Consider the following 22,555-nt stretch of genomic DNA (forward strand, 5'->3'; position numbering starts at 1 on the left):
CCGCCCCACCGGACCAGAGGCGGGCAGGGTCCACTACAATCGGCGGGTAGCAGCGCCTGGCGCCGTTTCCCGTCCTTCTGATGTCTTCTGGATAGCCTGCATGGATAGTCTCGAATGGCTCATACCCTGGGAGTTCTCTCCCACGCTGGTGGCCTCCTTCGTGGTGGCGATCGTGCTGTTCGTGCGCGGCCAGCGCGTCCACCATGTGACGGGCGCGCGGCGCGTGTTCTTCTGGGCGGGGCTGGTGCTGTTGTACCTGTCGATGCATACGCGGGTGGACTACTACGCCGAGCGCATGTTCTTCATCCACCGCATCCAGCATTTGGTGCTGCATCATCTGGGGCCGCTGCTGGTGATGGCGGCCTTTCCGGGGCAGGTCATGCGGGCAGGGTTGCCCATGTCATGGCGCATCCGCCTGCGCGACTTTCTGCGCACGGGCGCAGGCCGCGCCACCGTGGCCGTGCTGACCAACAAGATTTTCGTGCCGACGCTGTTCGTCTTTTTGGTGCTGGTCTGGCTGATTCCGTCGGTGCAGTTTTATTCCATGCTGGACTGGCGGCTGTATCGGCTGATGAACTGGTCGGTAGTCATCAGCGGGTTCATGTACTGGAACCTGATTCTGGACCGCCGCCCCGCGCCGCCTGCCGCGATGACGCCCGGCGGGCGCGTGATCTCGCCGGTGCTGACGATGCTGCCGCAAATGGTGGCGGGCGCTGTCATCGCCTTCACCGAAAGCGATATCTATCCCTTGTTTGAATTGTGCGGCCGGGCGATTGCCATGTCCGCCCAGACCGACCAGACCATTGGCGGCCTGACCATGTGGATTCCGGCTGCGCTGGTCGAAGTGATCGGCCTGATGGTGGCGCTGGGCACGTTGATGCGCTTGTCTGGCAAGGGACGGTTGCGCAAAGCTGACCGGGATGCGCGCGCGCGAGCCAAGGCCCGCGCGGCGGTGTCCGCGTAAACCGCTACCCGATTATTCCGGCAGCAGCCCGTGGTATTTCTTGCCGAGCGCCACGGTGGCCTGGAACATGCCGGCCTTATTGCCGCAGTCGTATCGCACACCCTCAAAGCGGTGCGCAAACACGGCGCGTTCGCGCATCAGCGAGGCAATGCCGTCAGTCAGCTGGATTTCGTTGCCCGCGCCCATCTTGGTGGAGCGCAGGTGGTCGAAGATGGCGGCTTCCAGCACGTAACGGCCCACAACGGCCAGCGTTGACGGCGCGGCGTCCGGTTCCGGTTTTTCAACGATATGCGTGACGCGTTCGGTGCGTGCATCCAGCTGGGCTTCGCCCTCGCGGGTGGCCACGATGCCGTATTTGCGCGTGTCGGCGCGCGGCACGTCCTGCACGCCCAGCACGCTGGCGTTCTGCGCAACGGCAATGTCCACCAGCTGTTTCATGGCGGGGGTGTCGGCGTCGATCAGGTCATCGGCCAGCAGCACGGCAAAGGGCTCGTCGCCCACGGCGGGCGCGGCCGACAGCACGGCGTGGCCCAGACCCAGCGGGGCCGATTGCCGGATGTAGAGGCAATTCACATGCGCAGGTAGAATGCCCCGCACCATGGCCAGCAGCTCGTGCTTGCCTTTGAGTTCCAAGTCGGTTTCAAGTTCGGGGGCGGAATCGAAGTGGTCTTCGATGGCGCGCTTGTTGCGGCCGGTCACAAAAATAAGGTCGGTGATGCCAGCGGCTACGGCCTCTTCAACGGCATATTGAATCAACGGCTTGTCGACCACGGGCAGCATTTCCTTGGGCATCGCCTTGGTGGCGGGCAGGAAGCGGGTGCCCATGCCGGCGACAGGGAAAACGGCTTTACGGACGGGACGCATTGAGACCTCGTTTGGGGTATCGGTGAAACATTTTAAGCTCATCGCTATCATAGGCTTATGAACCGCAGGAAAATGCCATCCATTTGCTCGATTGCGAAACGAGGCGCGATCATCGGGCTCAGCGCCGCCCTCGTCGCCCCCACCATTCCGGCCGCCGCCTGGGCGCAGCCGGTCGGCTTGCCCTCGATGGGCGCGGCCTCGGCCGCCGAGCTGTCCCCCATGCTGGAACGCAGCCTGGGCGAAGCCATCATGTCGCAAGGCCGGCGCGACCCTACCTATGTCGATGACCCTGAACTCAGCCAATACCTGACCACGATGGGCCGCAAGCTGGCGGCCTTTGCGCCTGGCGCCGTGCCTGAGGTGGAAATGTTCGGCGTGCGCGACCCCGAGATCAACGCGTTCGCCATGCCCGGCGGCTTTATTGGCGTGAACACGGGGCTGATTGTGTCCTCGGGCAGCGAGTCCGAGCTGGCCGCCGTGCTGGCGCACGAAATCGGCCACGTCGTGCAGCGCCATATTGCGCGTGGCATGACGCAGCAAAGCCAGAACAGCATGGTGATGCTGGCCAGCTTGGCCGGCGCGCTGCTGGCGGCCCTGGCGGGCGGTGGCGGCAACCTGGCAATGGGCGTGGCGGCATTCGGGCAGGCCGCGGCCATCAACCGTCAACTGGGCTTTTCGCGGGATGCTGAACGCGAAGCTGACCGCGCCGGCTTCCAGATGCTGACTAAAGCGGGCTACGACGCCGAGGGCATGTCGCAGATGTTCTCGCGGCTGATGAACGCATCGCGCCTGAACGAAGGGGCGGGCGGCGGTTCATGGGCCAGCACGCACCCGTTGTCCATTGAGCGTATGTCCGACGTCCAGAACCGTGTGCGGTCGCTTCCGGCATCCCGTCACGTGGACAGCGATGATTTCTGGTACGTGCGCGCCAAGATGCGCGTGGTGCAGGGGCGAGATGCCGTCAGCCTGCGTTCGGCCGGCCAGCAATTGCAGGATGAGGCGCAGGCGCTGTCTGGCGTGCGTCAGTCGGCCGCCTATTACGGGCTGGCCTTGCAGGCCTTCCAACGCAACAACCTGGCCGAAGCCGACCGCTACTGGAACCTGGCCACGGCGGGGGGGCGCAATTCGGCGCAACTGGCCAAGCTGAGTGTGGATATCGCGTTGGCGCGCAAGGAATATCCGCGTGCGCTGGAGCTGGCCCAGGCGGCGACCAAGCGCTGGCCCGAGCAGCGGGCGTTGGGCATCGCTTATGCCCAGGCGCTGCAAAGCAACGGCCGTCATGCCGATGCGCAAGACTACCTGCGCGCGAAGATCAAACAATGGGGCAGCGACGAGCCCAGCCTGTACCAGATGCTGGCGCAAAGCGAAGAGCGCAACGGCAAGCCCGTGCAGGCGCGCCGCGATCTGGCGCGCTATTACGTCATGACCGGCGCCTTTGCTGCTGCGGAATCTCAGCTGCAACAGGCACGTGGCCTGTCGACCGATTTCTACGAGCAATCGCAGATCGACGTGCAGATCAAGGAAGTGAAAGACAAGCTGGCCGAAGAACGGCAGCTGCTGGAACGCTTCAAGTCGGGTTGATGTCGTTGGACCCGGCCCCGGGATCACCCCGGGCCGGGTCGCGGCTTACAAGCCCGTTTCGAAGAAACGCCCCAAACGTTGCGGCAGCCAGTTCAGATGCGCAGGGAACGCGCCGGTGGGAAAACCGGCGTGCCCGCCGTCAGTGGGCTGGTGCAGCAGAATGACCGGCGCGCATTCGTCGGGCTTGGGCAATGAGGCCGCCGGAATGAAGGGGTCATTGCGGGCGTTGAGCACCAGCGTCGGCACGGAAATCTTCGGCAGCCAGGGCTTGCTGGACGCGCGCGTCCAGTAATCCAGCGCATTGCGGAAACCGTGCATCGGCGCGGTGTAGGTGTCGTCGAATTCGCGCAGATCATGCGCGTGCGCGATCCGCATCACGTCGATGGAGCCGGGAAAGCGGTGCGCCTTTTCCAGCACCTTGTGCTTGAGCGTCTTCAGGAAATGGGCGCTGTAGACGCGCCGGTTGAACACCCCGGTAGACAATGTCTTGCCGCAGGCGACCAGGTCCAGCGGCACGGAAACGCCCGCGGCGCCGGTCAGCCAGCCGGTGTCTTCCTGGTGTTCACCCAGATACTTCAACAGCGCATTGCCGCCCAGCGACACGCCCACCGCATGCCAGCGCGCATGCGGGATGCGGCTGCGCACCGTTTCCAGCAGGAAGCCGACCTCGGCGGAGTCGCCCGAGTAATAGGCGCGCGCCAGCCGGTTCGGCACGCCCGAGCAACCCCGGAAGTGCGCGATGACGACGATCCAACCCCGTGCGCGGAAGTAATGCGCAACGGATTGGGCATAGCGGCTATTGCTGCCGCCTTCCAGGCCGTGGAAGAGAATCAGCGCCGGCGTGTCGGGCGTTTGCGGCAGCGACTTCCAGTCGGCGTCCGTCATCCACCGCGCCGCGGCGGTCTTGCCGTTGGCCACAGGGCCCTGTCCGCTGACGGGCGCGCCGTCGGCGGCCTTGTGCGGAAAGAGTCCTGGGCCCGTCCAATCAAAATCCACGAAATCGGTATCTGGCGTTTCCACGCGGTCTCGCACGAAGGCGATCCGGTGGTATTGCGCAAACACGGATGCGTAAATGGTTTGGGAGTCGCCCCCTGGCAACCAGGAGGGAACGGGGCAGGGGGATGTGTCTAGACGAGCAGCGGCCAACTAAAAATCCACCCGATTCAATGCAGCATGTCGGGTACGTCGTGCAAATCGAGCACCCCGGCTTCCGTGGGCGCCGGCGACGAATGGTGCATGACCATGCGCCAGCCGATGGGGCCCTTGTGGTAGATGTTCGTTGCGTAGCAGTTTGCGAACTGCGTGCCCTCCCGTGTCCGAACGGCCACCTGTTCGACCAGCACGTGCACCGCGCACATCATGCTGAGCATGACCAGCGGGCGCAGCGGGCGGACGTGCAGCGGGCCATTGGCCAGCACCTGTTGCCAGGATTCGTGCACCGCCGAGTGGCCGACGATGCGCAGGCCGCCAGGGTGGATGCAGACGACTTCTTCGTCGTCCGCCCACACCTGCATCAGACGGACACTGTCCCCCTGTTCCAGGGCTTCGTAGAACGCGTGTTCGGCTTCTTCGGGCGTGGCAAACATGGCTGCGGCTGACGGGTAGGCGTTGTGCGGCGGGCGTTTAGTGGTGGCCGTGCAGCACGGTACCGGCCTTCAGGCGGTACTCGGCGCCACAGTAGGCGCAGCTGGCGGAGCCGGAACGGGCCACATCCAGGAAGACGCGGGGGTGCATGCTCCACAGCGGCGCTTTCGGGCCGGGGCAGAACACGGGCAGGTCTTCAGCGCCGACCTCAATGACTTCGTGAGCGTGGGGGACGGCGGCCGGGGCAGCAGCGGTCATGGATATTCCTGAAAAAAGAACCGATAAACGGCAGGTTGGGGCAATGTTGCGGCTTGTCGGGACAAGGCCGCACGGATCAGCGTCAAACTTCAGACTTTACTTAGCCAGTGATGGTACTTCGGGATGCGGCCATTCACCATGTCAAAAAATGCTTTCTGCAACTTCTCGGTAACGGGTCCGCGCTGGCCGGCGCCGATCTGGCGGTTGTCGACCTCGCGAATCGGCGTGACTTCTGCGGCCGTACCGGTGAAGAAGGCCTCGTCGGCGATGTAGACGTCGTCGCGCGTCAGCCGTTTGGTGACCACGCGCAAGCCGAAGTCGGCGGCCAGCGCATGGATGGTGGAACGGGTGATGCCGGTCAGGGCGGACGCGATTTCGGGTTCGCAGAGCACGCCGTCCTTGACGATGAAAAGATTTTCGCCAGACCCTTCGGCCACAAAGCCTTCGGTGTCCAGCAGCAGGGCTTCGTCGTAGCCGTCTTGCAGGGCTTCGGTGTTGGCCAGGATGGAGTTGGCGTAGGTGGTGGCCACTTTCGCGCGCGGCATCGTGACGTTCACGTGCTGGCGCGCAAACGAAGAGACCTTGACGCGGATACCTTGCGACAGCGCGTCTTCGCCCAGATACGCGCCCCAGGGCCACGCGGCGATCGCCACATGAACGCGGGCGCCCTTGGGCGACACGCCCATTTTTTCCGGGCCGTAGAACACCAAGGGGCGCAGGTAGCCGGATTCCAGCTGGTTTTCGCGCACAACCATCCGCTGCGCTTCATTGATCGTGTCGCGATCAAAGGGCATTGGAATCTGGTAGATGTGCGCGGAATTGAAGAGCCGGTTTGTGTGGTCTTCCAGACGGAAGATGGCGGTGCCGATCTCGGACTTGTAGGCGCGCACGCCTTCAAAGACGGACAGGCCATAGTGCAGGGAATGCGTCAGGACGTGCGTGGTCGCGTCGCGCCACGGAACGAGCTTGCCGTCATACCAGATGAAACCGTCGCGATCAGCCATCGACATGGTCTTCTCCACACAGAGCGCGCCGGATCTTCAAGCGGCCCAAGAATCTTGAGGCGCATATTGTATCAAGCGGCGAGGTTACAATAACTGCCTGTCCGCGCACCGGCGTGGTGCACGTGGTGCCATTCGGCCCGCGCAACCCGTAAGAGTTCCCATGTCGTCCTGTCCGCATCGCCAGGGGTCAGCCGTTGTCCTCTGAATCCGCGCTTCCTGAATCCGAAGGCCCTGGCTCCAACGACCCCGGCTCCGAAGACCCCGGCCAGCGCGCCGGCGCCATCCGCCAGGAACGCCTGAATGCGTTTCGCGCCGGTGTCCACGCCATCGTCCCCGCCTTGATCGCCACCGCGACCTGGGGCCTGGTGACGGGCGTGGCCATGGTCAAATCCGGTCTGACCGAATCCATGGCGCTGGCCATGACGCTGCTGCTCTACGCCGGTTCGGCGCAACTCACCTCGTTGCCGCTGATCGCTACGGGCGCGCCGCTGTGGCTCATCTTTGCCGCGGGCTGCGTGGTGAACCTGCGCTTCATCATCTTCGGCGCGGCGCTGCATCCCTATTTCCGGCATCTGTCCTGGCCCAAGCGGCTGGGGCTGGGCTATTTCACAACCGACATGGGCTTCGTGCTGTTCATGCCGCGTTTTGGCGATTCAGCCGAGCGCGGCACGCGCGAGCAGCTGTGGTTTTTCCTGGGCACTATCGGGCCGGGCTGGCTGGTGTGGCAAACGTCGTCGATTGTCGGCATCTATTTGGGCGCCATGGTGCCCACCAACTGGTCGCTGGACTTTGCCGCCGTGCTGGCCCTGTTGGCGATTACGGTGCCGCTGGCCAGCTCGAAGCCCATGTTGGTGTCGATGCTGGCTGCCGGCGTGGTCGCCTGGACCGGGCAGGTGCTGCCCTTGCGGCTGGGTCTGGCCGCGGCCGTCATTGCCGGCGTGGTGGCCGGCATGTGGGCTGAACGATTCTTCAAGGCGCGTCCATGACCCTCTGGCCTTCCGAGATCTACGTCTATTGTGCGATCCTGCTGCTGGCCTTTTGCAGCGTGCTGACGCGCGCGGGCTTCATGCTGTTTGGCGACTATATTCCCCTGCCGGACGGCGTGCGGCGCGCGTTGCGCTACGCGCCGGCAGCCGCACTGACCGCCATCGTCGTGCCTGACCTGTTACCGTGGAAAGCGGGCCTGGGCCCGGTGTTCGACTACAAGCTGGTCGCGGGTTTGATCGCTATTCTGGTTTTTCTGCGTACTCGCAGCGCCGTGCTGGTGATCATCGTTGGCATGTTGGTGTTGTGGGGCTTGCGCTGGCTGGCAGGCTGACACCCGCCGTATCGGCCATATATCGTCCATCTGATGGACACATGCGCCGTTTGCGCGTGTGGTAATGCGCCTGCGCTAAAATTAAGTTATCCACAGCAATCCGGGCCTGGTACTGCCCTCATAAGTATCGAGTCGAAGAATGCGCCCGCTGGCCAACAAGGCAGGGCGCCGATTGCCCGCGAAGCCGAATGCGCTTCGCGGCGATTTGCGTGCCATCGCGATGCGATCACGCGCATTCAGATTGCCCCGATGCGTATGTAGTGCAGTGCATGTAGCACTCTCGTTTTGTTCTTTTTCACTGGTCCCGGTATCTGCCAAACCCTGATGACTGAATCCATTCAATCCGTAGCACCTGCCGCCGACGCGCCCGCGCCGACGTTTGCCGATTTCGGACTGCACCCTCTGTTGTTGCAGTCCATCGTTGAAACCGGCTACACCACGCCAACCCCCATTCAGGCGCAAGCCATTCCTGTTGTGGTGGAAGGGCGCGACGTCATGGGCGCCGCTCAGACGGGTACCGGCAAGACCGCCGCGTTCACGGTGCCGATCCTGCATCGCCTGATGCCGCTGGCCAACACCAGCGCATCGCCCGCCCGCCATCCGGTGCGCGCACTGATCCTCACGCCGACGCGTGAACTGGCCGATCAGGTGTTCGAAAGCGTCAAGCGCTACAGCAAGCAAACGCCGCTGCGTTCTGCGGTGGTGTTTGGCGGCGTGGATATCGGCCCGCAAAAAGAAGCGCTGCGCCGCGGTTGCGAAGTGCTGGTCGCCACCCCCGGGCGCTTGCTGGACCACGTTGAACAAAAGAACGTGAACCTGAGCCAGGTTGGCATTCTGGTGCTGGACGAAGCGGACCGCATGCTCGACATGGGTTTCCTGCCGGATCTGGAACGCATCATCCGCCTGCTGCCCGCGCAGCGTCAGGGCCTGCTGTTTTCGGCCACGTTCAGCAACGAAATCCGCAAGCTCGGCCGTTCGTATCTGAACCAGCCCGTCGAGATTGAAGTCGCGGCGCGCAACGCCACCGCCACGAACATTACTCAAATCGCCTACAAGATGTCGAGCGACGCCAAGCGCGCCGCCGTCGTGCATCTGGTGAAGTCGCGCGGCTTGAAGCAGGTCATCGTGTTTTCGAACACGAAGATTGGCACAGCGCGTCTGGCGCGTGATTTGGAACGCGACGGCGTCAAAGCCGAATCGATCCACGGCGACAAGACCCAGGCTGACCGCATGAAGGCGCTGGAAGCCTTCAAGGCCGGCGACCTGGAAGTGCTGGTTGCTACCGACGTCGCCGCGCGCGGCCTGGACGTGGCCGGCGTGCCTTGCGTCATCAACTATGACCTGCCGTACAACGCTGAAGATTACGTGCACCGTATTGGCCGTACCGGCCGTGCGGGCGCATCGGGCGAAGCCATTGCGCTGTTCACGCCCGACGAAGAGCGCTTCCTGCTCGACATTGAAAAGCTGATCAAGCGCGAAGTGCCGCGCGGCACGCTGGACTTGCCCGCCGACGCCGTGGCGCGCAGCCATCGCCGCAGCGAAGAGCGCCCCAGTTCGTCGTCGCGCGAAGGCCGCGATGGCGGCCGTGAAAGCCGTGGCGATCGTGGCGATCGTGGCGGCCGCTCGTCGGATCGCCGCTCGGGCTACACGTCCAGCGGCCCGCGCCAGCCCGTGGATGATTTCTTCCTGAAGCCTTACGAGCCGTCCTCGTCGGCCAGTACGCAGGCGGAAGATCAGGCGCCCAAGAACGACGGCAATTCCTCGTCGGCGCCCAAGCGCCAGGTGGCCGTGCTGTTGGGCGGTTCGCGCAAGCCCTGATTGCTTTGTCAGGCATGTAAAAAAACCCGCATCGCCAAATGGCCTTGCGGGTTTTTTATTGCTTGAAGGTTGTTGCTTGAAGGCGACGCGGCCTCACGCAGCGGCGTGCGCTCAGGCGGCCAGCAGCTTCGGCAGATCCGGCAGTTCGGTGGCGATGGCCGGGCTGTTCTCGTTCACGCTGTCCAGCAGTCTTTCCAGATGGCCGATGTGCGGCAGCATGGGGCCGTAGAACACCACGCGCGACCCGATCTGCACGAGCAGGGTGGGGAAGTTTTCAACATCCTCGTCGCCCAGCAGTTCGGCGTGGTCTTCGATGTCGATCCATGCGAAGACGTGTTGCGGCAACGTATCTGCCAGCGCTTGCAGTTTGGGCTTGTATTGCTCGCAGGTGTCGCACCATGCGGCGCAGAAACAGGCGACGAGCCAGGTGTTGGGGGTTGCGCCCAGCCGTGTGCGCAGGGCGGCCAGGTCAGTGCCGGGTACGAGTAGAGACATGTGAGCAGATCAGGGCGTGTTTGACTATCATACCCGGGATGTCCACCCCATTTTTCCGTTCCCATGACCGCCTTGCGCACTGATTCCGCCTCGCCCGACAACGGCCGTTTTTCCACCGCCGGGGCCGGCGCCGTCAGCGTGGGCCAGGCATTCAAGCGCGCGCTGGTGTCCCAATGCCACCCGACGATGTTGTTCGCGGTGCTGCTCCCTTTTCTGATTACGCTGGTGGGCGCGCTGCTGCTTTTGTATTTTTTTTGGACGCCGCTGGTTGAATGGCTGGGCGCCCAGATTTCGCGCGTCGACATGCTGAATCGCGCAGAAGACTGGATGCTGGCCATGGGGCTGTTTTCGCTCAAGGTCTATCTGATTCCCCTTCTTGCCTGTGCCATTTTGCTGCCGGTATCCGGCGTGCTGGGGTTGGCGATTGCCGCGGTCTTCGTGATGCCGCTGGTGCTGCGCCATGTGGGGCAACGCGAATACGCCAGCGTGGGCCGCAAAGGAAAATACTCGACGGCGGTCAGCGTGTGGAATGCGGTCTGGGTGTCGGCCGCTTTTGCGGCCGGCTGGCTGCTGACGCTGCCGTTGTGGCTGGTGCCACCCATGGCGATTGTGCTGTCGATCTTCTGGTGGGCGTTCGCGTTCTCGCGCATGATGCGCGTGGACGCCATCGTCGAACACGCCAGCCCGGCCGAACGCAAGCTGATCCTGGAACGCAACAACGGCGGCTTCTGGACCATCGGCCTGATCTGTTCGCTATTGAATTTGTTGCCGCCCGCGTGGATTATCCTGCCGGTGTTTTCCGCGCTGGTCTACGCGCATTACGGACTGGAAGCGCTCAAGCGCTTGCGCCAGGACCGCGTTATCGACGTCTGACCGGCGTCTTCCCTCTTACCCTCTGGAACTGGACATGGCCGCTGAATCCGCCGCCCGTCGCATTGGCCTCATCATCGTCGGGGATGAAATCCTGTCGGGCCGCCGTCAGGACAAGCATTTTTCCAAAGTCGTCGAGCTGCTGAGCGCGCGCGGCATGCATCTGAGCTGGGCCGAATTCCTGCCCGACGAACGCGACACGCTGGTGGCCGCCTACCAGCGCAGCTTCGCCAAGGGCGACGTTGTGTTCTCTTGCGGCGGCATTGGTGGCACGCCTGACGACCATACCCGTCAGGCCGCCGCGGCCGCGCTGGGTTTGCCGCTGGCCTTGCACCCGGAAGCCGAAGCGGCGATTGCGCTGCGCACGTCCGAAATGGCGGCCAAAGGGCAGGGAACCGCCGACATGAGCGCGCCGGAAAACCAGCAGCGCTTGCAGATGGGCATGTTTCCGCAAGGCTGCGAAATCGTGCCGAACCCGTACAACCGCATTCCCGGCTTCTTTATCCAGGACCACACCTTCGTGCCGGGCTTTCCCGTCATGGCGTGGCCCATGTTGGAATGGACGCTCGACACCCGCTATCGTGCACTGCAGCATGTGCGGGCCCATGTCGAGCATTCTTTCCTTGTGTTCAGCATGCCGGAATCGCGCATCACGCCCGCGATGATCAGTGTCGAAACCCGCTGGCCGGACGTGCGCGCCTTCAGCTTGCCTAGCGTTGGTGAAGCGGGCGGCACCCCGCATATTGAGCTGGGCGTCAAGGGCGAACCGGCCGCTGCCGCCGAGGCGCTGGAGTTCTTGCGGGCGGAAGTGCTGCGTCTGGGTGGAAAGCTCGCGCCCCCGGCTGCGGCCTGAGATTGACCCTCTATAAACGGGGGGCGGCCCCGTTTATAGATGAAAAACCCATTGCCAAATGGCGCGGTAAATTTCACAATACGGGAAAGAACTGTTTGCTGCGTTGCCGCAAGGCCGGTTTTTTTCGGCGGCGCGGCGCGAGCCCAACCTCCCCCTATGCCCCGTCTTTCGACACCCCGCAATCCCCTGGACGCCGAGACCGAAGGCGCGTCCGGTCATCCCATCGCCATTCAGGTCATCGAGCGCGCCATGCGCCTGCTTGATGCCCTGGCTGCGCAGCAGGACCCTGTCACGCTCAAGGAATTGTCCGCGACCACGGGCCTGCACGCTTCCACCGCCCACCGCATTCTTAACGATCTGGTCGTAGGCCGGTATGTCGAGCGCGTCGACAACGGCCTGTACCAGCTGGGCATGCGCTTGCTGGAGCTGGGGTCGTTGGTAAAGGGGCGGCTGAACGTGCGCGAAGCGGCCATTTCGGCCATGCGTTCGCTGCACAAGCTGACCGGGCAAACGATCAACCTATCGGTGCAGCAAGGTGACGAAATCGTCTACATCGACCGCGCCTGGAGCGAGCGCTCGGGGATGCAGGTGGTGCGCGCCATTGGCGGACGGGCGCCGTTGCATTTGACGTCCACTGGCAAGCTGTTCCTGTCCACCGGCGACGCGCGCCAGGTTCGCGCCTATGCGTTGCGCACCGGCCTGGCGGGCCACACCCGCAACAGCCTGACGGATCTGGACCGCCTGGAACGCGAGCTGGCGCTGGTGCGCCGCCATGGCTATGCGCGCGACAACGAAGAACTTGAGCTGGGCGTGCGATGCATTGCGGCCGGCATTTTTGACGACACCGGCAAGCTGGTGGCGGGTCTGTCGATCTCGGCGCCGGCAGAACGCTTGCAGGATGACTGGATCAAGGCGCTGGTGGATACCGCCGCCAGCATTTCCGAAGCATTGGGTTACGAACCCTCGGTCTCCACTGGTTTCAATGGGTTAGGCATGGCGGCGGAAGCCTTGCGTCCCTAGCGCGTGCAGGCGCAAAAAAAGCCCCGCAAGGGGCTTTTTTCGTAGGCAGACAGCGCTTTATCCGAACCGCATTATTGCTGTTCGACACCTGCCTTCTTGAAGAGCTCGGCCCACTGCGGCACTTGCTGCTTCACCTTGGCTTCCAGCCCTTGCGGGTTGGCTTCATTGGTCAGCACGGTGGCGCCCAGCTGCTTCATGCGTTCCTGGAACTTGGGGTCGGCCAGGCCGGCTTGCAGGCTCTTGACCAGCTTGTCCACGACCGGCTTGGGCGTACCCTTGGGCACCCACATTCCGTGCCAGATCCCCACTTCGAAGCCCTTGTAGCCGGACTCGTCCATCGTCGGCAGCTTGGGCAGCGTGGGGACGCGTTGCAGGCTGGTCACGGCGTAGGCCTTGACCTTGCCGCTGTCGATCTGCTGCGTGGTGTTGGTGGTTTGGTCGCACATCAGGTCGACCTGCTTGCCCAGCAGATCGTTCATGGCGGGGGCGGTGCCCTTGTACGGGATGGTCAGCAATTGCACGCCCAGCGCTTCCACGAGCATGGTGCCGCACAGATGGCTGGCGGCGCCGATGCCGGCATTGGCCAGCGAGACCTTGTCCTTGTTCGCCTTGACGTACTCGGCCAGTTCCTTGATGTTGTTGGGCGGGAAGTCCGAGCGCGCGATGATGGTCATGGGCACGTCGACCACCAGGCCGATGGGCTCGAAGCTCTTGTAAGGGTCGTAGCCGGGATTCTTGTACAACGACGGCGCAGTGGAGAAGCCGGCGTGCATCAGCAGGATGGAATAGCCGTCCGGCTGGGCGCGGGCGACTTGCGTCGTGCCGATGGTGCCGCCGGCACCGCCCTTGTTTTCCACCACAACCGTCTGGCCCAAGCTCGGCCGCATGGCTTCCGCCAGCGAGCGGGCGACGTTGTCGGTCGGACCGCCTGCGGCGAATGGCACCACCATATTGATGGGGCGTTCCGGATATTCCGCTTGGGCGGCGCCAGTGGCGAGCATGGCGCTGGCCGCGAGCAGGGCCGAAAGCGTGCGGGGGATGAGGGTCATGAAGTCTCCAATTGCAGGGTTTTGCTTGCTGCGATTTAGTTTTATGCCGCTGACTTATGGTTTGTTTTATCTGTCATCAGCGTGAAAGCAGTGTAGAAAAGAATTGATACGCCGTCATGTCCGGTATTTCCCGAATCATGGGAAATTCTTGTTCTGGATCAAAGGCGTGCAGGGGCCTGCACCGTTAAAGTGCAAATACTTGTTGCGTTGCACAAAAACTGCTTGACAAGAAAATCTGCCAGTCTAGAATGTGAATTGTGCAGTGCATCAAACGGGCCGGCGGTAGCTTGTAGTACCAGTTTCCGCGCACGTTTTTATTTTTCGTCGCAGACAACCATCCTGACTTGCCGGAAGCTTCCGGCTACCCCTAAAGGAGCATTCTATGAGCGCAATTCCGCAACAAGTTCTGGACCGCCAGAAGGCCAGCATCAACACTTTCGTGGCCGCCCAATCCGCTGTTTTCGCTGGCTTTGAAAAGCTGGTTGAACTGAATATGAAGGTCGTGCGCGCCACGCTGGACGAAGTCACCCAGCGCTCGCAGCAAGCCTCTGAAGTGAAAGATCCGCAAGAAGCCGCTGCGTTCGCATCGGGCCTGCTGCAACCGGGCGCCGAAAAGGCCATGGCTTACACCAAGCACGTGTATGACATCGTTGCCGGCGTGCAAGGCAACCTGGTCAAGCTGACCGAAGAACAGATCGCCGAAAGCCAGCAACAGCTGAGCGAAGCCGTCGACCAGTTCTCCAAGAACGCGCCGGCCGGTTCCGAAAGCGCCGTTGCCCTGATCAAGTCCTCGTTGGCCACGGCCAACAGCGCCTACGATTCCGTGACCAAGGCCGCCAAGCAGGCTGCTGAAGTGGCCGAATCGAACCTGAATGCCGCCGCCAACGCGACCTTCAAGGCTGCAACGGATGCCGCCGATGCCGCCACCAAGGTTGCCAGCCGTAGCCGTCGCACCGCCTAAGTTTTTGGCGCGCGATGCTGCGCAAACCGCAGTAATGTAGTACTGTTGAGTGACAGAGCAGAGCTGGAATTAGGGCCACCCACCGGGTGGCCTCTTTTTTTGCCTGCTTGATTTGCTATCGCTTCTGTACGGCGTTCACGCACTCGCCCACCAGGGCCGGGCCGCGGTAGATCAACCCCGTATACAGCTGCACGGCGTCGGCGCCTGCGGCCATTTTCTCGCGAGCCTGTTGGCCCGACATCACGCCGCCCACGCCAATAATGGCCAGGCTGTTGCCCAGTTGTTCCTTCAGGCGGCGGATCACCTTCAACGACAATTCATGCACCGGCGCGCCCGACAGGCCGCCGGCCTCGTCCGCGTGCGCCTGGCCCGTGACGGCATCGCGCGACAGCGTCGTGTTGGTGGCGATGACGCCATCAATACCATGGCGCGGCAGCGTGTCGGCGATGGCGTCGATTTGTTCTTGCGTGAGATCGGGGGCAATTTTCACCGCCATAGGCACGCGGCGCTGGTGCTGATCTTCCAGCGCACGGCGCTTGTCGGCCAACTGCGCCAGCAGCGCCGACAATTCATCGCCGCTTTGCAAGGCCCGCAGGTTCTTGGTGTTGGGCGACGAAATATTCACCGTCACGTAGTCGGCATGGGGATACACGCCTGCCAGGCCAATCAGGTAATCATCGGCGGCGCGTTCAATCGGCGTATCGGCGTTCTTGCCGATATTCAAACCCAGAATCCCGCCTTGCTTGCGCCACTGGCTGCGCTGCACGTTCGCCAGAAAGGCATCCAGGCCCTGATTGTTGAACCCCAGCCGGTTGATCAGCGCATTGGCGCGCGGCAGACGGAACATGCGCGGCTTCGGGTTGCCGGGCTGCGCACGCGGCGTCACCGTGCCGACTTCAATGAAACCAAAACCCAGATTGCCCAGCGCGTCGATATACGCGCCGTTCTTGTCCAGCCCCGCCGCCAGCCCGATGGGGTTGGCCAGTTGCATGCCCATCAGCGTGCAAGGCGCTTTGGGCTGCGCATGCATGAGCTTGCGCGTGGCGCCGCATTCATAAGCGCGTTGCAGGCCCGAGAGCGTAACTTCGTGGGCGGTTTCCGCGTCCATGGCGAACAACGCCGGGCGGGCCAGGGGATAGGCGTGGAAGAGGATAGACATGGGGCGGAATTGTAGAGCGAATTTCGCCGGCCTAGCGGGCAGTCGCAGGCGCGCGGGAACGCAACGGGGGATAAATCAGAGGGACGGATCGTGCTGGTCGCGCCATTCGCCGTCGACGAGGAATTGCGCGGGGTGAAAGCTGGACTTATAGGACATCTTGCGGCTGTCTGCGATCCAGTAGCCCAGATACAGCCAGGGCAGGTTCAGCGTGCGGCACTGTTCGATCTGCCACAGGATGCTGTAGGTGCCAAGACTGCCCTCCACATCGGGATCGTAGAAGGTGTAGACGGACGACAGCCCGTCATCCAGAACATCGATGATGGACACCATCATCAGCACGCCTTCGGCATCGCGGAATTCCACCAGCCGGGTGTTCACGCGGCTGGTCAGCAGGAACTGCGCGTACTGCGTGCGGCTGTCTTCGTCCATGCCGCCGCCCGGATGCCGGCCCTGCTGATAGCGCGTATAGAGCCGGTAGTGCTCGGGCGACCAGGCCAGTTCGGCCACGAAGGACTGCAGATGTTGATGGTCGCGCCAGGCGCGACGCTGGCTGCGGTTGGGCGCGAAGCCTGCCGTATCCACACGCACGGGCACACAGGCGCGGCAGTTATCGCAATGGGGACGGTAGGTGAACAGCCCGCTACGGCGAAAACCTTGTTCGACCAGTTGTGAATACGTGCCCGCGTTGATCAGATGGCCGGGCGCGGCCACCTGCGACCGAGCCTGGCGACCTGGCAGATAGCTGCAAGGGTAGGGGGCGGTTGCGTAGAACTGCAGCGTGGAGAAGGGAAGTTCTTTGAGCTGGCTCATGGGGAGTTGCGCATCGCGCGGGTACGTCGGCGATGGATCGCTACATATTAACGCCGAAGTCGGCGTCAAATGTGGCGTCGGGTAACAGCCGGCCCGTGCTGTCCAGCACGCCGCGCGCCCATGGAATGGGGGGCTGCGACGTGACATGGCGCACATGCTGTAAAAAGCGCGCTCGCGAGATCGGACGCGCGCCCAGGCTGGCCAGATGGCGCGTCTGCTGCTGGCAATCGATACGTTCCACGCCGTGGGTGGCCAGATAGCGCACCAGGTAGGCCAGCGCGATCTTCGAGGCGTTTGGCGCGCGCGTGAACATGGATTCCCCGAAAAACATGCGGCCCAGGCTGATGCCGTAAAGTCCGCCCGCAAGCTCGCCGTCGATCCAGGTTTCAATGCTGTGCACATAGCCCGCCCGATGCCATTCGGCATACGCCTGCTGCATGGCGGACGTGATCCACGTGCCGGGCTGGCCGTCGCGCGGGGCGGCGCATTGCGCCATCACCTGCGGGAACACGGTGTCAACGCGCACCTGCACGCGGGGCGACGCCATATATTCCTGGCTGGCGATCTGGCGCAGCAGCTTGCGCAGCGAATGGGATGGCGAAAAGTCTTCAATGGCCAGAACCATACGCGGATCGGGGCTCCACCACAGCACCGGTTCGCCCTCGGAATACCAGGGGAAGATGCCGTTGGAGTACGCCTGGATCAAGCGTTCCGGGGACAGGTCCGCGCCCGCGGCGAGCAGGCCGTCAGGTTCCGTCAGCGCGAATTCCGCTGGCGGAAACGGGGTGTCGGCGGCAAGCCAGGGCAGCTTCAACGGTGCGATTCTAGGGTGTAGTGATGGGGGACGAAGACGCCTTGCTTGCGGTCGTCGAAGTAGTGGCGCAGCGTGGTTGTCACCGTGCGGAACGCCAGATCATCCCAGGGAATTTCAGACTCTTCATACCAACGGGCCTCCAGGCTTTCAGGGCCGGGGTCCAGTACGGGCCCCAGCGCCTGGGCCAGATAGAACACATGCACCTGATCAATCTGCGGCAGGTCGATCAAGGTATAGAGCTCGCCCAGCTGAATGCGCGCGCCGGATTCTTCCAGCGTTTCGCGGGCCGCGCCCTGCGCCGTGCTTTCACCCAGCTCCATGAAACCCGCTGGCAGCGTCCAGGTGTTGTAGCGCGGCTCGATGGCACGCCGGCACAGCAGCACGCGGTTTTCCCAAACCGGCACCGTGCCGACCACCAATCGCGGGTTCTGATAGTGAATGGCGCCGCAGTGATCACAGATGTCGCGTTCACGGTTGTCGCCTTCCGGCACCCGGCGGTTCAGGGGAGTGCCGCACTGAGTGCAAAACAGCGAACGGCGGGGAACGGGGAAGTATTCGATGGACGGTTTGGCGGTCATGGGTACGATTCTAACGGCTGCGGCGGGGACTGGCGCGTCTGGCTGGCGACGCCGGGGCCGGGCTGCCGAAGCGCTCTTCCAGGTGTTCAACAAACGACCTCACCTTGGGCGACAGGAACCGCCGGTGGGGGTAAATGGCGTACATCGAGATCGGGGTGTGTGCGTAGTCGGTCAGCAGGGCGATCAGCCGGCCCGCGCGGATGTCGTCGCCCACCAGGAATTCGGGCTGCAGGATGATGCCGTGTCCGGCCAGCGAGGCGGTGCGCAGCACGTCGCCATTGTTCGCGCGCAGGGCCGCGTTCACACGCACCAAATGCGTCACCCCATCCTTCTCGAAATGCCATTCATTGCCAGTACTGGCGTAGGCGTAATGCAGGCAGCGGTGCTGCTTCAAGTCTTCGGGGGTTTGTGGCGTGCCGTGGCGCTTCAGGTAGGCGGGCGCGGCGCAAACCAGCAGTTGCTGCGCCGCCAACGGGCGCGCCACCAGAGACGAATCCAGCAGCGGGCCGATGCGCACCGCGACGTCGTACCCGTCTTCCACCAGATCCACCACCCGGTCGTTCAGGTCCAGGTCGATGATGACGTCCGGGTAACGCTGCAGGTATTCGGCAATGGCCGGGCCCAGGTGCAGGATGCCGAACGACACCGGCGCGCTGACCCGCAGGCGGCCGCTGGGGCGCTGGCCTTCGGCTTGTAGCGACAGTTCCAGATCCGCCACTTCCGCCAGGATCGGCCGCACCCGTTCATAGAACGCACGGCCGGCGTCGGTCATGCTGAGCTTGCGTGTTGTGCGGTTCAGCAGGCGCACGCCGTACTTCTGTTCCAGGTAGGCGATCTGACGCGTCACCACGGATCGGGCGTGGCCCATCTTGTCGGCCGCGGCCGCGAATGAGCCCAGTTCCACGACCTTTGCGTAGGTCTGCATGGCGGTGTGCGTATCCAAGATTGTTTCCTATCGGGGAACAATAATTTGCAATTCTGCATGTTTATCTTTGTTTTTGGAATCGTAAGAATAGCGGCCATGAAGAATCTTCCCGTTTTGGGCGATTCCCGAAACTCGCTCGAAGGAGAGTGCAATGATCGATACCCGTACCGCGCCTTATGCCGCGCTGCTGTTGCGTGTGGCGCTGGGCGTCATGTTCCTGGCCCACGGCCTGACCAAGCTGTTGGTCTTCACGCTGCCCGGCACCGCGCAGTTCTTCGCCAAGATCGGCTTTGCCGGCTGGCTGGCTTACCCGGTCACGTTTTTTGAAGTGGGCGCAGGCGTGTTGCTGATTCTGGGTATCGTGCCGCGTTGGGTCGCCGCGATCGCCGTGGTGCAATTGTTCGTGGCGTCGACCGTTCACTTTGGCAACGGCTGGGGTTTTGGCAATTCCGGCGGTGGCTGGGAATATCCCATTTTCCTGACCGTGGCCGCCGCCGTGCTGGTGCTGCTGGGTGACGGCAAGTTCGCCCTGGTCAAGAGCGGCCGCGGCTGAGCGCCGCGCGCACCAGACTGTTAACCGTTGCGGTCGTGGTTGCCGGGGCGGGCGGGTCATAGAATGACCCGCCCGCCCTTATTCATTCAGGAGTTCCCATGCTGTTTCCGATGACCTTCGCCAAGCGCGCCGTGGGCGCGCTGTTGTTCGCCGCGGCCCTGTCGCCCGCCGCACAGGCCTCGCCCGAGCAAGAAGCCGCCAACAAGGCAGCCGTGCTGGCGTTCTACGAGAAGGGGTTGAATCAGAAGGATGCCGACGCCGCACTGAAATACGTGGGCGAACGCTACGTGCAGCACAACCCCAACGCGGCCGACGGCCCCGAGGGCTTTCGCAAGTTCGTCGCCTATTTGCGCGACAAATTTCCGAAGTCGCACAGCGAGATCAAGCGAGTCTTTACGGATGGCGACTACGTGATCCTGCATGTGCATGCGGTGCGTGAACCCGGCACGCGGGGCAATGCCATCATCGACATCTTCCGTCTGGAGCAAGGCAAGATCGTCGAACACTGGGATGCCGTGCAGCCCATCCCCGAGCAATCCGCCAATACCAACGGCATGTTCTAAGGCGGGCCTAGTCTGGCGTGGCGCTGGGGTTGGCGCTGGGGTTGGCGTCGAATTCCAGGCGCTGCGCAACGTCCTGCCTGGTGATTGCCTCTAAAGGGGCGGCGGCATACACGCCTGGCCACGACACGGTGATGCGTTGTGCGGGCGCCAGATCAGCCAAGGTGTCCAGCAATGGCGCGCCGCTTTCCGTCACCAGCCGTTCCAGCAGCGCGGGCAGGTCGCGGTCCATCACGATGCCCGCACCGGCGGGCGTTGTTGCGTACAACTGGCCCGCGTCGTCCAGCCACCAGTGGCTGACCTCGGCCACCGTCACATCCGTGTGCGTCAGCAGGCCTTGGTTGTTGTCGCTCAGGCGCAGCACATAGGGCGCGCCATCCAGCCGCACAAACACCCGCTGCGGCCCATTCTGAAAATACCAGCGGCCGGCCTCATCGTGTTCGTAATTGCGATTGATGAAGTCCAGGATCTGGGTATTGGTGATGGACTCGCCCGCGCCGCCTTGTGCAGCTTGGCCCTGGGGGTGCAGGCGCCACCGGCCGCGCCCGTCCAGCGACAGCCAGCCATACACGGCCGGCACATTGGGCCAGCGGGCGATTGCGTCCTTCACCGATTGATCCATGTCAGGGGCGAATGATGATGGGGGGAGGGTTGATGATGATGGCCGGCGCCGCCATGGGCATCACGACCTGCGGCGGCGCGTAGTAGCCGCCGCGATAGTCATCGCGGCATTTGCGCTTTTCCGTGTATTCGCCGTTGCGCTTCCACTTGCGTTCGACTTTGCACGCGCCGTCCCAGTACTTCTCTTTGTACTCGCGTCCGTGGCGGTGATGGTGCCGGTCGGAATCAGCCTCGGCCGCCATCGGCGCAAGCGACATCAATGCCGCGGTCGACAGGGCAAGCAACGGGGAACAGGCACGGGATTTCAGAATGCGGTGCATAAGATCGACGTTAATTGAAAACGGCGTCACCATAGCAATCATTCGATTGACAGCGCGTAGGGATGCGTAACCAGATGCGCGGGAAATACGGGGGGGAGGGGGAAAAGATGCTGGAGGCGCAAGCCGGAATCGAACCGACGTACACGGATTTGCAATCCGCTGCATAACCACTCTGCCATTGCGCCAGCACTTGCAAGAAAAAAGGAAGCGCGGTGTTGGCCGTTGCTTCCTTTTTGTATTTGGAGCGGGAGACGAGTCTCGAACTCGCGACCTCAACCTTGGCAAGGTTGCGCTCTACCAACTGAGCTACTCCCGCAGGGTACTACCGTCGTACTAGGCTTGGTGTTATCTAGTACTGCATGCATCTCTGCACGCTATTTCTGCTTTTTTTGATGAGGACTTCGGGACATTTCCCGCTAGGCCGTCTCCACCAAAGACAGCGATTATACACAGAATTTTGGGCTTGTGTAGAGGGGGCGAAAAGCGTGTTGAAAAAAGCCACGCCCATGGATCAGCGTGACGCGCCCATCGCCTTATGGCGGGCTTGCCCCGTAGTGAAAATGTTCCATGGGCTGCGGATTGCGCCGCTCTGAACTGGGCGCCGCGCCATAGACCGCACGATACGACTTGCTGAAGTGGCAGGCGGATTGAAACCCGCAGGCCGACGTGATGCTCATGATCGACATGGGCGTCTGCCGCAACAGCGCGCGGGCGTGCCGCAGCCGCAAGCTCAGGTAATGCTGCTTGGGGGTGGTGTCCAGGTGCTCGCGAAACAGCCGTTGCAGCTGGCGCTGGGACGCGCCCGACAGGTTCGCCAGTTCATCCAGCGACAGCGGTTCTTTCAAGTTCACCTCCATCAGCGCGATCACTTCGGCCAAGGCCGGATGCGCCGCCGGCATGCGGATCGACATCGGCAGGCGCTGCTTGTCTTTGTGGTCGCGCACATGTTCGATGGTGAACTGGTTGGCGATGGAGGCCACGATGGCGGGCCCGGCGGACTCTCCCACCAGGTTCAGCATCATGTCCAGTGGCGCGGTGCCGCCCGTGCAGGTGATGCGATCTCGGTCGATCACGAACAGGTCTTCAGACAGCCGGCAGCCGGGAAATTCGCGGCGCAGCGTTTCCATATCTTCCCAATGACTTGCGCAGAGGTAGCCATCCAGCAAGCCCGCCTTCATTAGCGTATAGGTGCCTGTGCACAAGCTGCCAAGCGTGATGTGCCGCGCAGCCACATCACGCAGCCAATTCAAGATGGCCTGATCGGTCTGCGGATTCAAGCGTGTGCCGCCGCACACAAAGACCGCATCGGGCAAATCCGTGTCATCAAGCGGCGTGGCGTGCACCGACAGCCCATTGCTGGCCATTGCCGGTCCGCCTGCCGGACTGACGACCGACCAGCGGTAATACGGCACGCCCAACAGGTGATTGGCCATGCGCAGCACTTCGATCGCGGTCGAGAAAGACAGCATGGTGAAGTGCGGCAAAGGCAGGAAGCCGAAATGCCTGAGACGCTGACGATCCGGGCCCGTCGGACGGGTAATCATGACCACGCTCCTTGTTCGGAATTCCGATGAAC

The 22,555-nt window shown here is 63.0% G+C and carries 26 protein-coding genes and 2 tRNA genes; 11 read left to right on the forward strand and 17 right to left on the reverse strand.

From position 1 onward, the window contains the following. Positions 1 to 91 precede the first annotated feature (91 nt). Positions 92 to 964, forward strand: a complete 873-nt coding sequence (locus HV765_RS20825) for a cytochrome c oxidase assembly protein (RefSeq protein ID WP_156336655.1) — start codon at positions 92 to 94, stop codon at positions 962 to 964. A gap of 12 nt (positions 965 to 976) precedes the next feature. Here HV765_RS20825 and galU read toward each other — a convergent pair whose 3' ends face one another. Next, positions 977 to 1,828 (reverse strand): UTP--glucose-1-phosphate uridylyltransferase GalU, encoded by an 852-nt coding sequence (galU, locus tag HV765_RS20830; RefSeq protein WP_054424552.1) that lies wholly within the window; start codon positions 1,826 to 1,828, stop codon positions 977 to 979. Positions 1,829 to 1,885: 57 nt separating this feature from the next. On the opposite strand from galU, the gene HV765_RS20835 reads away from it, so the two are divergent. Further along, complete coding sequence (locus HV765_RS20835) at positions 1,886 to 3,409, forward strand: M48 family metalloprotease (RefSeq protein ID WP_245636359.1); 1,524 nt, start codon at positions 1,886 to 1,888, stop codon at positions 3,407 to 3,409. A gap of 45 nt (positions 3,410 to 3,454) precedes the next feature. Here the strand turns inward: HV765_RS20835 and HV765_RS20840 are convergent, their stop codons facing one another. The 4 genes from HV765_RS20840 to HV765_RS20855 form a co-directional block, all read right to left on the reverse strand. Continuing rightward, the gene (locus HV765_RS20840; protein ID WP_054424549.1) at positions 3,455 to 4,555 is read right to left on the reverse strand and encodes a YheT family hydrolase; all 1,101 of its coding nucleotides are present in this window, start codon (positions 4,553 to 4,555) and stop codon (positions 3,455 to 3,457) included. Between the two features lie 17 nt (positions 4,556 to 4,572). Continuing rightward, positions 4,573 to 4,995: a YybH family protein gene (locus HV765_RS20845; RefSeq protein ID WP_054424548.1), complete on the reverse strand. Its 423-nt coding sequence runs from the start codon at positions 4,993 to 4,995 to the stop codon at positions 4,573 to 4,575. 37 nt (positions 4,996 to 5,032) lie between these two features. Beyond that, complete coding sequence (locus tag HV765_RS20850; RefSeq protein ID WP_054424547.1) at positions 5,033 to 5,251, reverse strand: zinc-finger domain-containing protein; 219 nt, start codon at positions 5,249 to 5,251, stop codon at positions 5,033 to 5,035. Positions 5,252 to 5,340: 89 nt separating this feature from the next. Then, on the reverse strand, positions 5,341 to 6,261 hold the full coding sequence (locus HV765_RS20855; protein ID WP_175170817.1) for a branched-chain amino acid transaminase: 921 nt from the start codon (positions 6,259 to 6,261) through the stop codon (positions 5,341 to 5,343). A gap of 275 nt (positions 6,262 to 6,536) precedes the next feature. On the opposite strand from HV765_RS20855, the gene HV765_RS20860 reads away from it, so the two are divergent. The 3 genes from HV765_RS20860 to HV765_RS20870 all read left to right on the forward strand — a co-directional run bounded on the left by HV765_RS20860 (position 6,537) and on the right by HV765_RS20870 (position 9,391). Beyond that, a complete protein-coding gene (locus HV765_RS20860) occupies positions 6,537 to 7,241 on the forward strand; it encodes an AzlC family ABC transporter permease (RefSeq protein WP_156336695.1) in 705 nt (234 codons plus the stop codon). Beyond that, positions 7,238 to 7,573, forward strand: coding sequence for an AzlD domain-containing protein (locus tag HV765_RS20865; protein ID WP_054424541.1), 336 nt, complete (start codon positions 7,238 to 7,240; stop codon positions 7,571 to 7,573). Before HV765_RS20860 ends, HV765_RS20865 begins: the two co-directional genes overlap by 4 nt. 324 nt (positions 7,574 to 7,897) lie before the next feature. Beyond that, the gene (locus HV765_RS20870) at positions 7,898 to 9,391 is read left to right on the forward strand and encodes a DEAD/DEAH box helicase (protein ID WP_156336652.1); all 1,494 of its coding nucleotides are present in this window, start codon (positions 7,898 to 7,900) and stop codon (positions 9,389 to 9,391) included. 111 nt (positions 9,392 to 9,502) lie between these two features. Here HV765_RS20870 and HV765_RS20875 read toward each other — a convergent pair whose 3' ends face one another. Then, positions 9,503 to 9,886 carry a thioredoxin family protein gene (locus HV765_RS20875; protein WP_054424539.1) on the reverse strand — a complete coding sequence of 128 codons (384 nt, stop codon included), beginning with the start codon at positions 9,884 to 9,886 and terminating at the stop codon, positions 9,503 to 9,505. Positions 9,887 to 9,949: 63 nt separating this feature from the next. On the opposite strand from HV765_RS20875, the gene HV765_RS20880 reads away from it, so the two are divergent. The 3 genes from HV765_RS20880 (at position 9,950) to HV765_RS20890 (ending at position 12,629) form a co-directional block, all read left to right on the forward strand. Further along, positions 9,950 to 10,759: an EI24 domain-containing protein gene (locus tag HV765_RS20880; RefSeq protein ID WP_175170818.1), complete on the forward strand. Its 810-nt coding sequence runs from the start codon at positions 9,950 to 9,952 to the stop codon at positions 10,757 to 10,759. A gap of 34 nt (positions 10,760 to 10,793) precedes the next feature. Beyond that, entirely contained in the window at positions 10,794 to 11,609 is an 816-nt protein-coding gene (locus HV765_RS20885) for a competence/damage-inducible protein A (protein ID WP_054424535.1), read from the forward strand. A 156-nt stretch (positions 11,610 to 11,765) separates the two neighbouring features. After that, entirely contained in the window at positions 11,766 to 12,629 is an 864-nt protein-coding gene (locus HV765_RS20890) for an IclR family transcriptional regulator (RefSeq protein ID WP_054424533.1), read from the forward strand. A gap of 71 nt (positions 12,630 to 12,700) precedes the next feature. Here HV765_RS20890 and HV765_RS20895 read toward each other — a convergent pair whose 3' ends face one another. Continuing rightward, on the reverse strand, positions 12,701 to 13,678 hold the full coding sequence (locus tag HV765_RS20895) for a tripartite tricarboxylate transporter substrate binding protein BugD (RefSeq protein ID WP_054424531.1): 978 nt from the start codon (positions 13,676 to 13,678) through the stop codon (positions 12,701 to 12,703). A 382-nt stretch (positions 13,679 to 14,060) separates the two neighbouring features. Here HV765_RS20895 and HV765_RS20900 point away from each other — a divergent pair, with 382 nt between their 5' ends. Next, positions 14,061 to 14,639 (forward strand): phasin family protein, encoded by a 579-nt coding sequence (locus HV765_RS20900; protein ID WP_175170819.1) that lies wholly within the window; start codon positions 14,061 to 14,063, stop codon positions 14,637 to 14,639. 115 nt (positions 14,640 to 14,754) lie between these two features. On the opposite strand, the gene HV765_RS20905 is transcribed toward HV765_RS20900, so the two are convergent. The 5 genes from HV765_RS20905 to HV765_RS20925 all read right to left on the reverse strand — a co-directional run bounded on the left by HV765_RS20905 (position 14,755) and on the right by HV765_RS20925 (position 18,943). Continuing rightward, complete coding sequence (locus HV765_RS20905; RefSeq protein ID WP_175170820.1) at positions 14,755 to 15,798, reverse strand: quinone-dependent dihydroorotate dehydrogenase; 1,044 nt, start codon at positions 15,796 to 15,798, stop codon at positions 14,755 to 14,757. Positions 15,799 to 15,873: 75 nt separating this feature from the next. Beyond that, complete coding sequence (locus HV765_RS20910; RefSeq protein ID WP_054424526.1) at positions 15,874 to 16,608, reverse strand: arginyltransferase; 735 nt, start codon at positions 16,606 to 16,608, stop codon at positions 15,874 to 15,876. A gap of 40 nt (positions 16,609 to 16,648) precedes the next feature. Beyond that, entirely contained in the window at positions 16,649 to 17,422 is a 774-nt protein-coding gene (gene aat, locus HV765_RS20915; protein WP_175170821.1) for a leucyl/phenylalanyl-tRNA--protein transferase, read from the reverse strand. Further along, positions 17,419 to 18,000 carry an NUDIX hydrolase gene (locus HV765_RS20920; RefSeq protein ID WP_175170822.1) on the reverse strand — a complete coding sequence of 194 codons (582 nt, stop codon included), beginning with the start codon at positions 17,998 to 18,000 and terminating at the stop codon, positions 17,419 to 17,421. The genes aat and HV765_RS20920 overlap by 4 nt, the downstream gene beginning before the upstream one ends. 10 nt (positions 18,001 to 18,010) lie before the next feature. Beyond that, entirely contained in the window at positions 18,011 to 18,943 is a 933-nt protein-coding gene (locus HV765_RS20925) for a LysR family transcriptional regulator (RefSeq protein WP_054424520.1), read from the reverse strand. Between the two features lie 133 nt (positions 18,944 to 19,076). Between HV765_RS20925 and HV765_RS20930 the strand changes: the two genes are divergently transcribed. Together HV765_RS20930 and HV765_RS20935 are read left to right on the forward strand one after the other, a co-directional pair. Next, positions 19,077 to 19,478 carry a DoxX family protein gene (locus tag HV765_RS20930; RefSeq protein WP_175170823.1) on the forward strand — a complete coding sequence of 134 codons (402 nt, stop codon included), beginning with the start codon at positions 19,077 to 19,079 and terminating at the stop codon, positions 19,476 to 19,478. 98 nt (positions 19,479 to 19,576) lie between these two features. Continuing rightward, positions 19,577 to 20,041: a nuclear transport factor 2 family protein gene (locus HV765_RS20935; protein ID WP_175170824.1), complete on the forward strand. Its 465-nt coding sequence runs from the start codon at positions 19,577 to 19,579 to the stop codon at positions 20,039 to 20,041. Between the two features lie 7 nt (positions 20,042 to 20,048). Here the strand turns inward: HV765_RS20935 and HV765_RS20940 are convergent, their stop codons facing one another. The 5 genes from HV765_RS20940 to HV765_RS20960 form a co-directional block, all read right to left on the reverse strand. Beyond that, on the reverse strand, positions 20,049 to 20,660 hold the full coding sequence (locus HV765_RS20940) for a DUF2946 family protein (protein WP_175170825.1): 612 nt from the start codon (positions 20,658 to 20,660) through the stop codon (positions 20,049 to 20,051). Between the two features lies 1 nt (position 20,661). Continuing rightward, positions 20,662 to 20,979, reverse strand: coding sequence for a hypothetical protein (locus HV765_RS20945; protein WP_254600667.1), 318 nt, complete (start codon positions 20,977 to 20,979; stop codon positions 20,662 to 20,664). Positions 20,980 to 21,090: 111 nt separating this feature from the next. After that, positions 21,091 to 21,164: transfer RNA gene (locus HV765_RS20950), tRNA-Cys, on the reverse strand. A gap of 55 nt (positions 21,165 to 21,219) precedes the next feature. Then, positions 21,220 to 21,295 (reverse strand) — tRNA-Gly (locus HV765_RS20955). Between the two features lie 217 nt (positions 21,296 to 21,512). Next, complete coding sequence (locus tag HV765_RS20960; protein WP_054424510.1) at positions 21,513 to 22,523, reverse strand: GlxA family transcriptional regulator; 1,011 nt, start codon at positions 22,521 to 22,523, stop codon at positions 21,513 to 21,515. Positions 22,524 to 22,555 lie beyond the last annotated feature (32 nt).

The sequence above is a fragment of the Achromobacter kerstersii genome, from assembly GCF_902859595.1.
In the GTDB taxonomy this organism is placed as follows: domain Bacteria; phylum Pseudomonadota; class Gammaproteobacteria; order Burkholderiales; family Burkholderiaceae_B; genus Achromobacter; species Achromobacter kerstersii.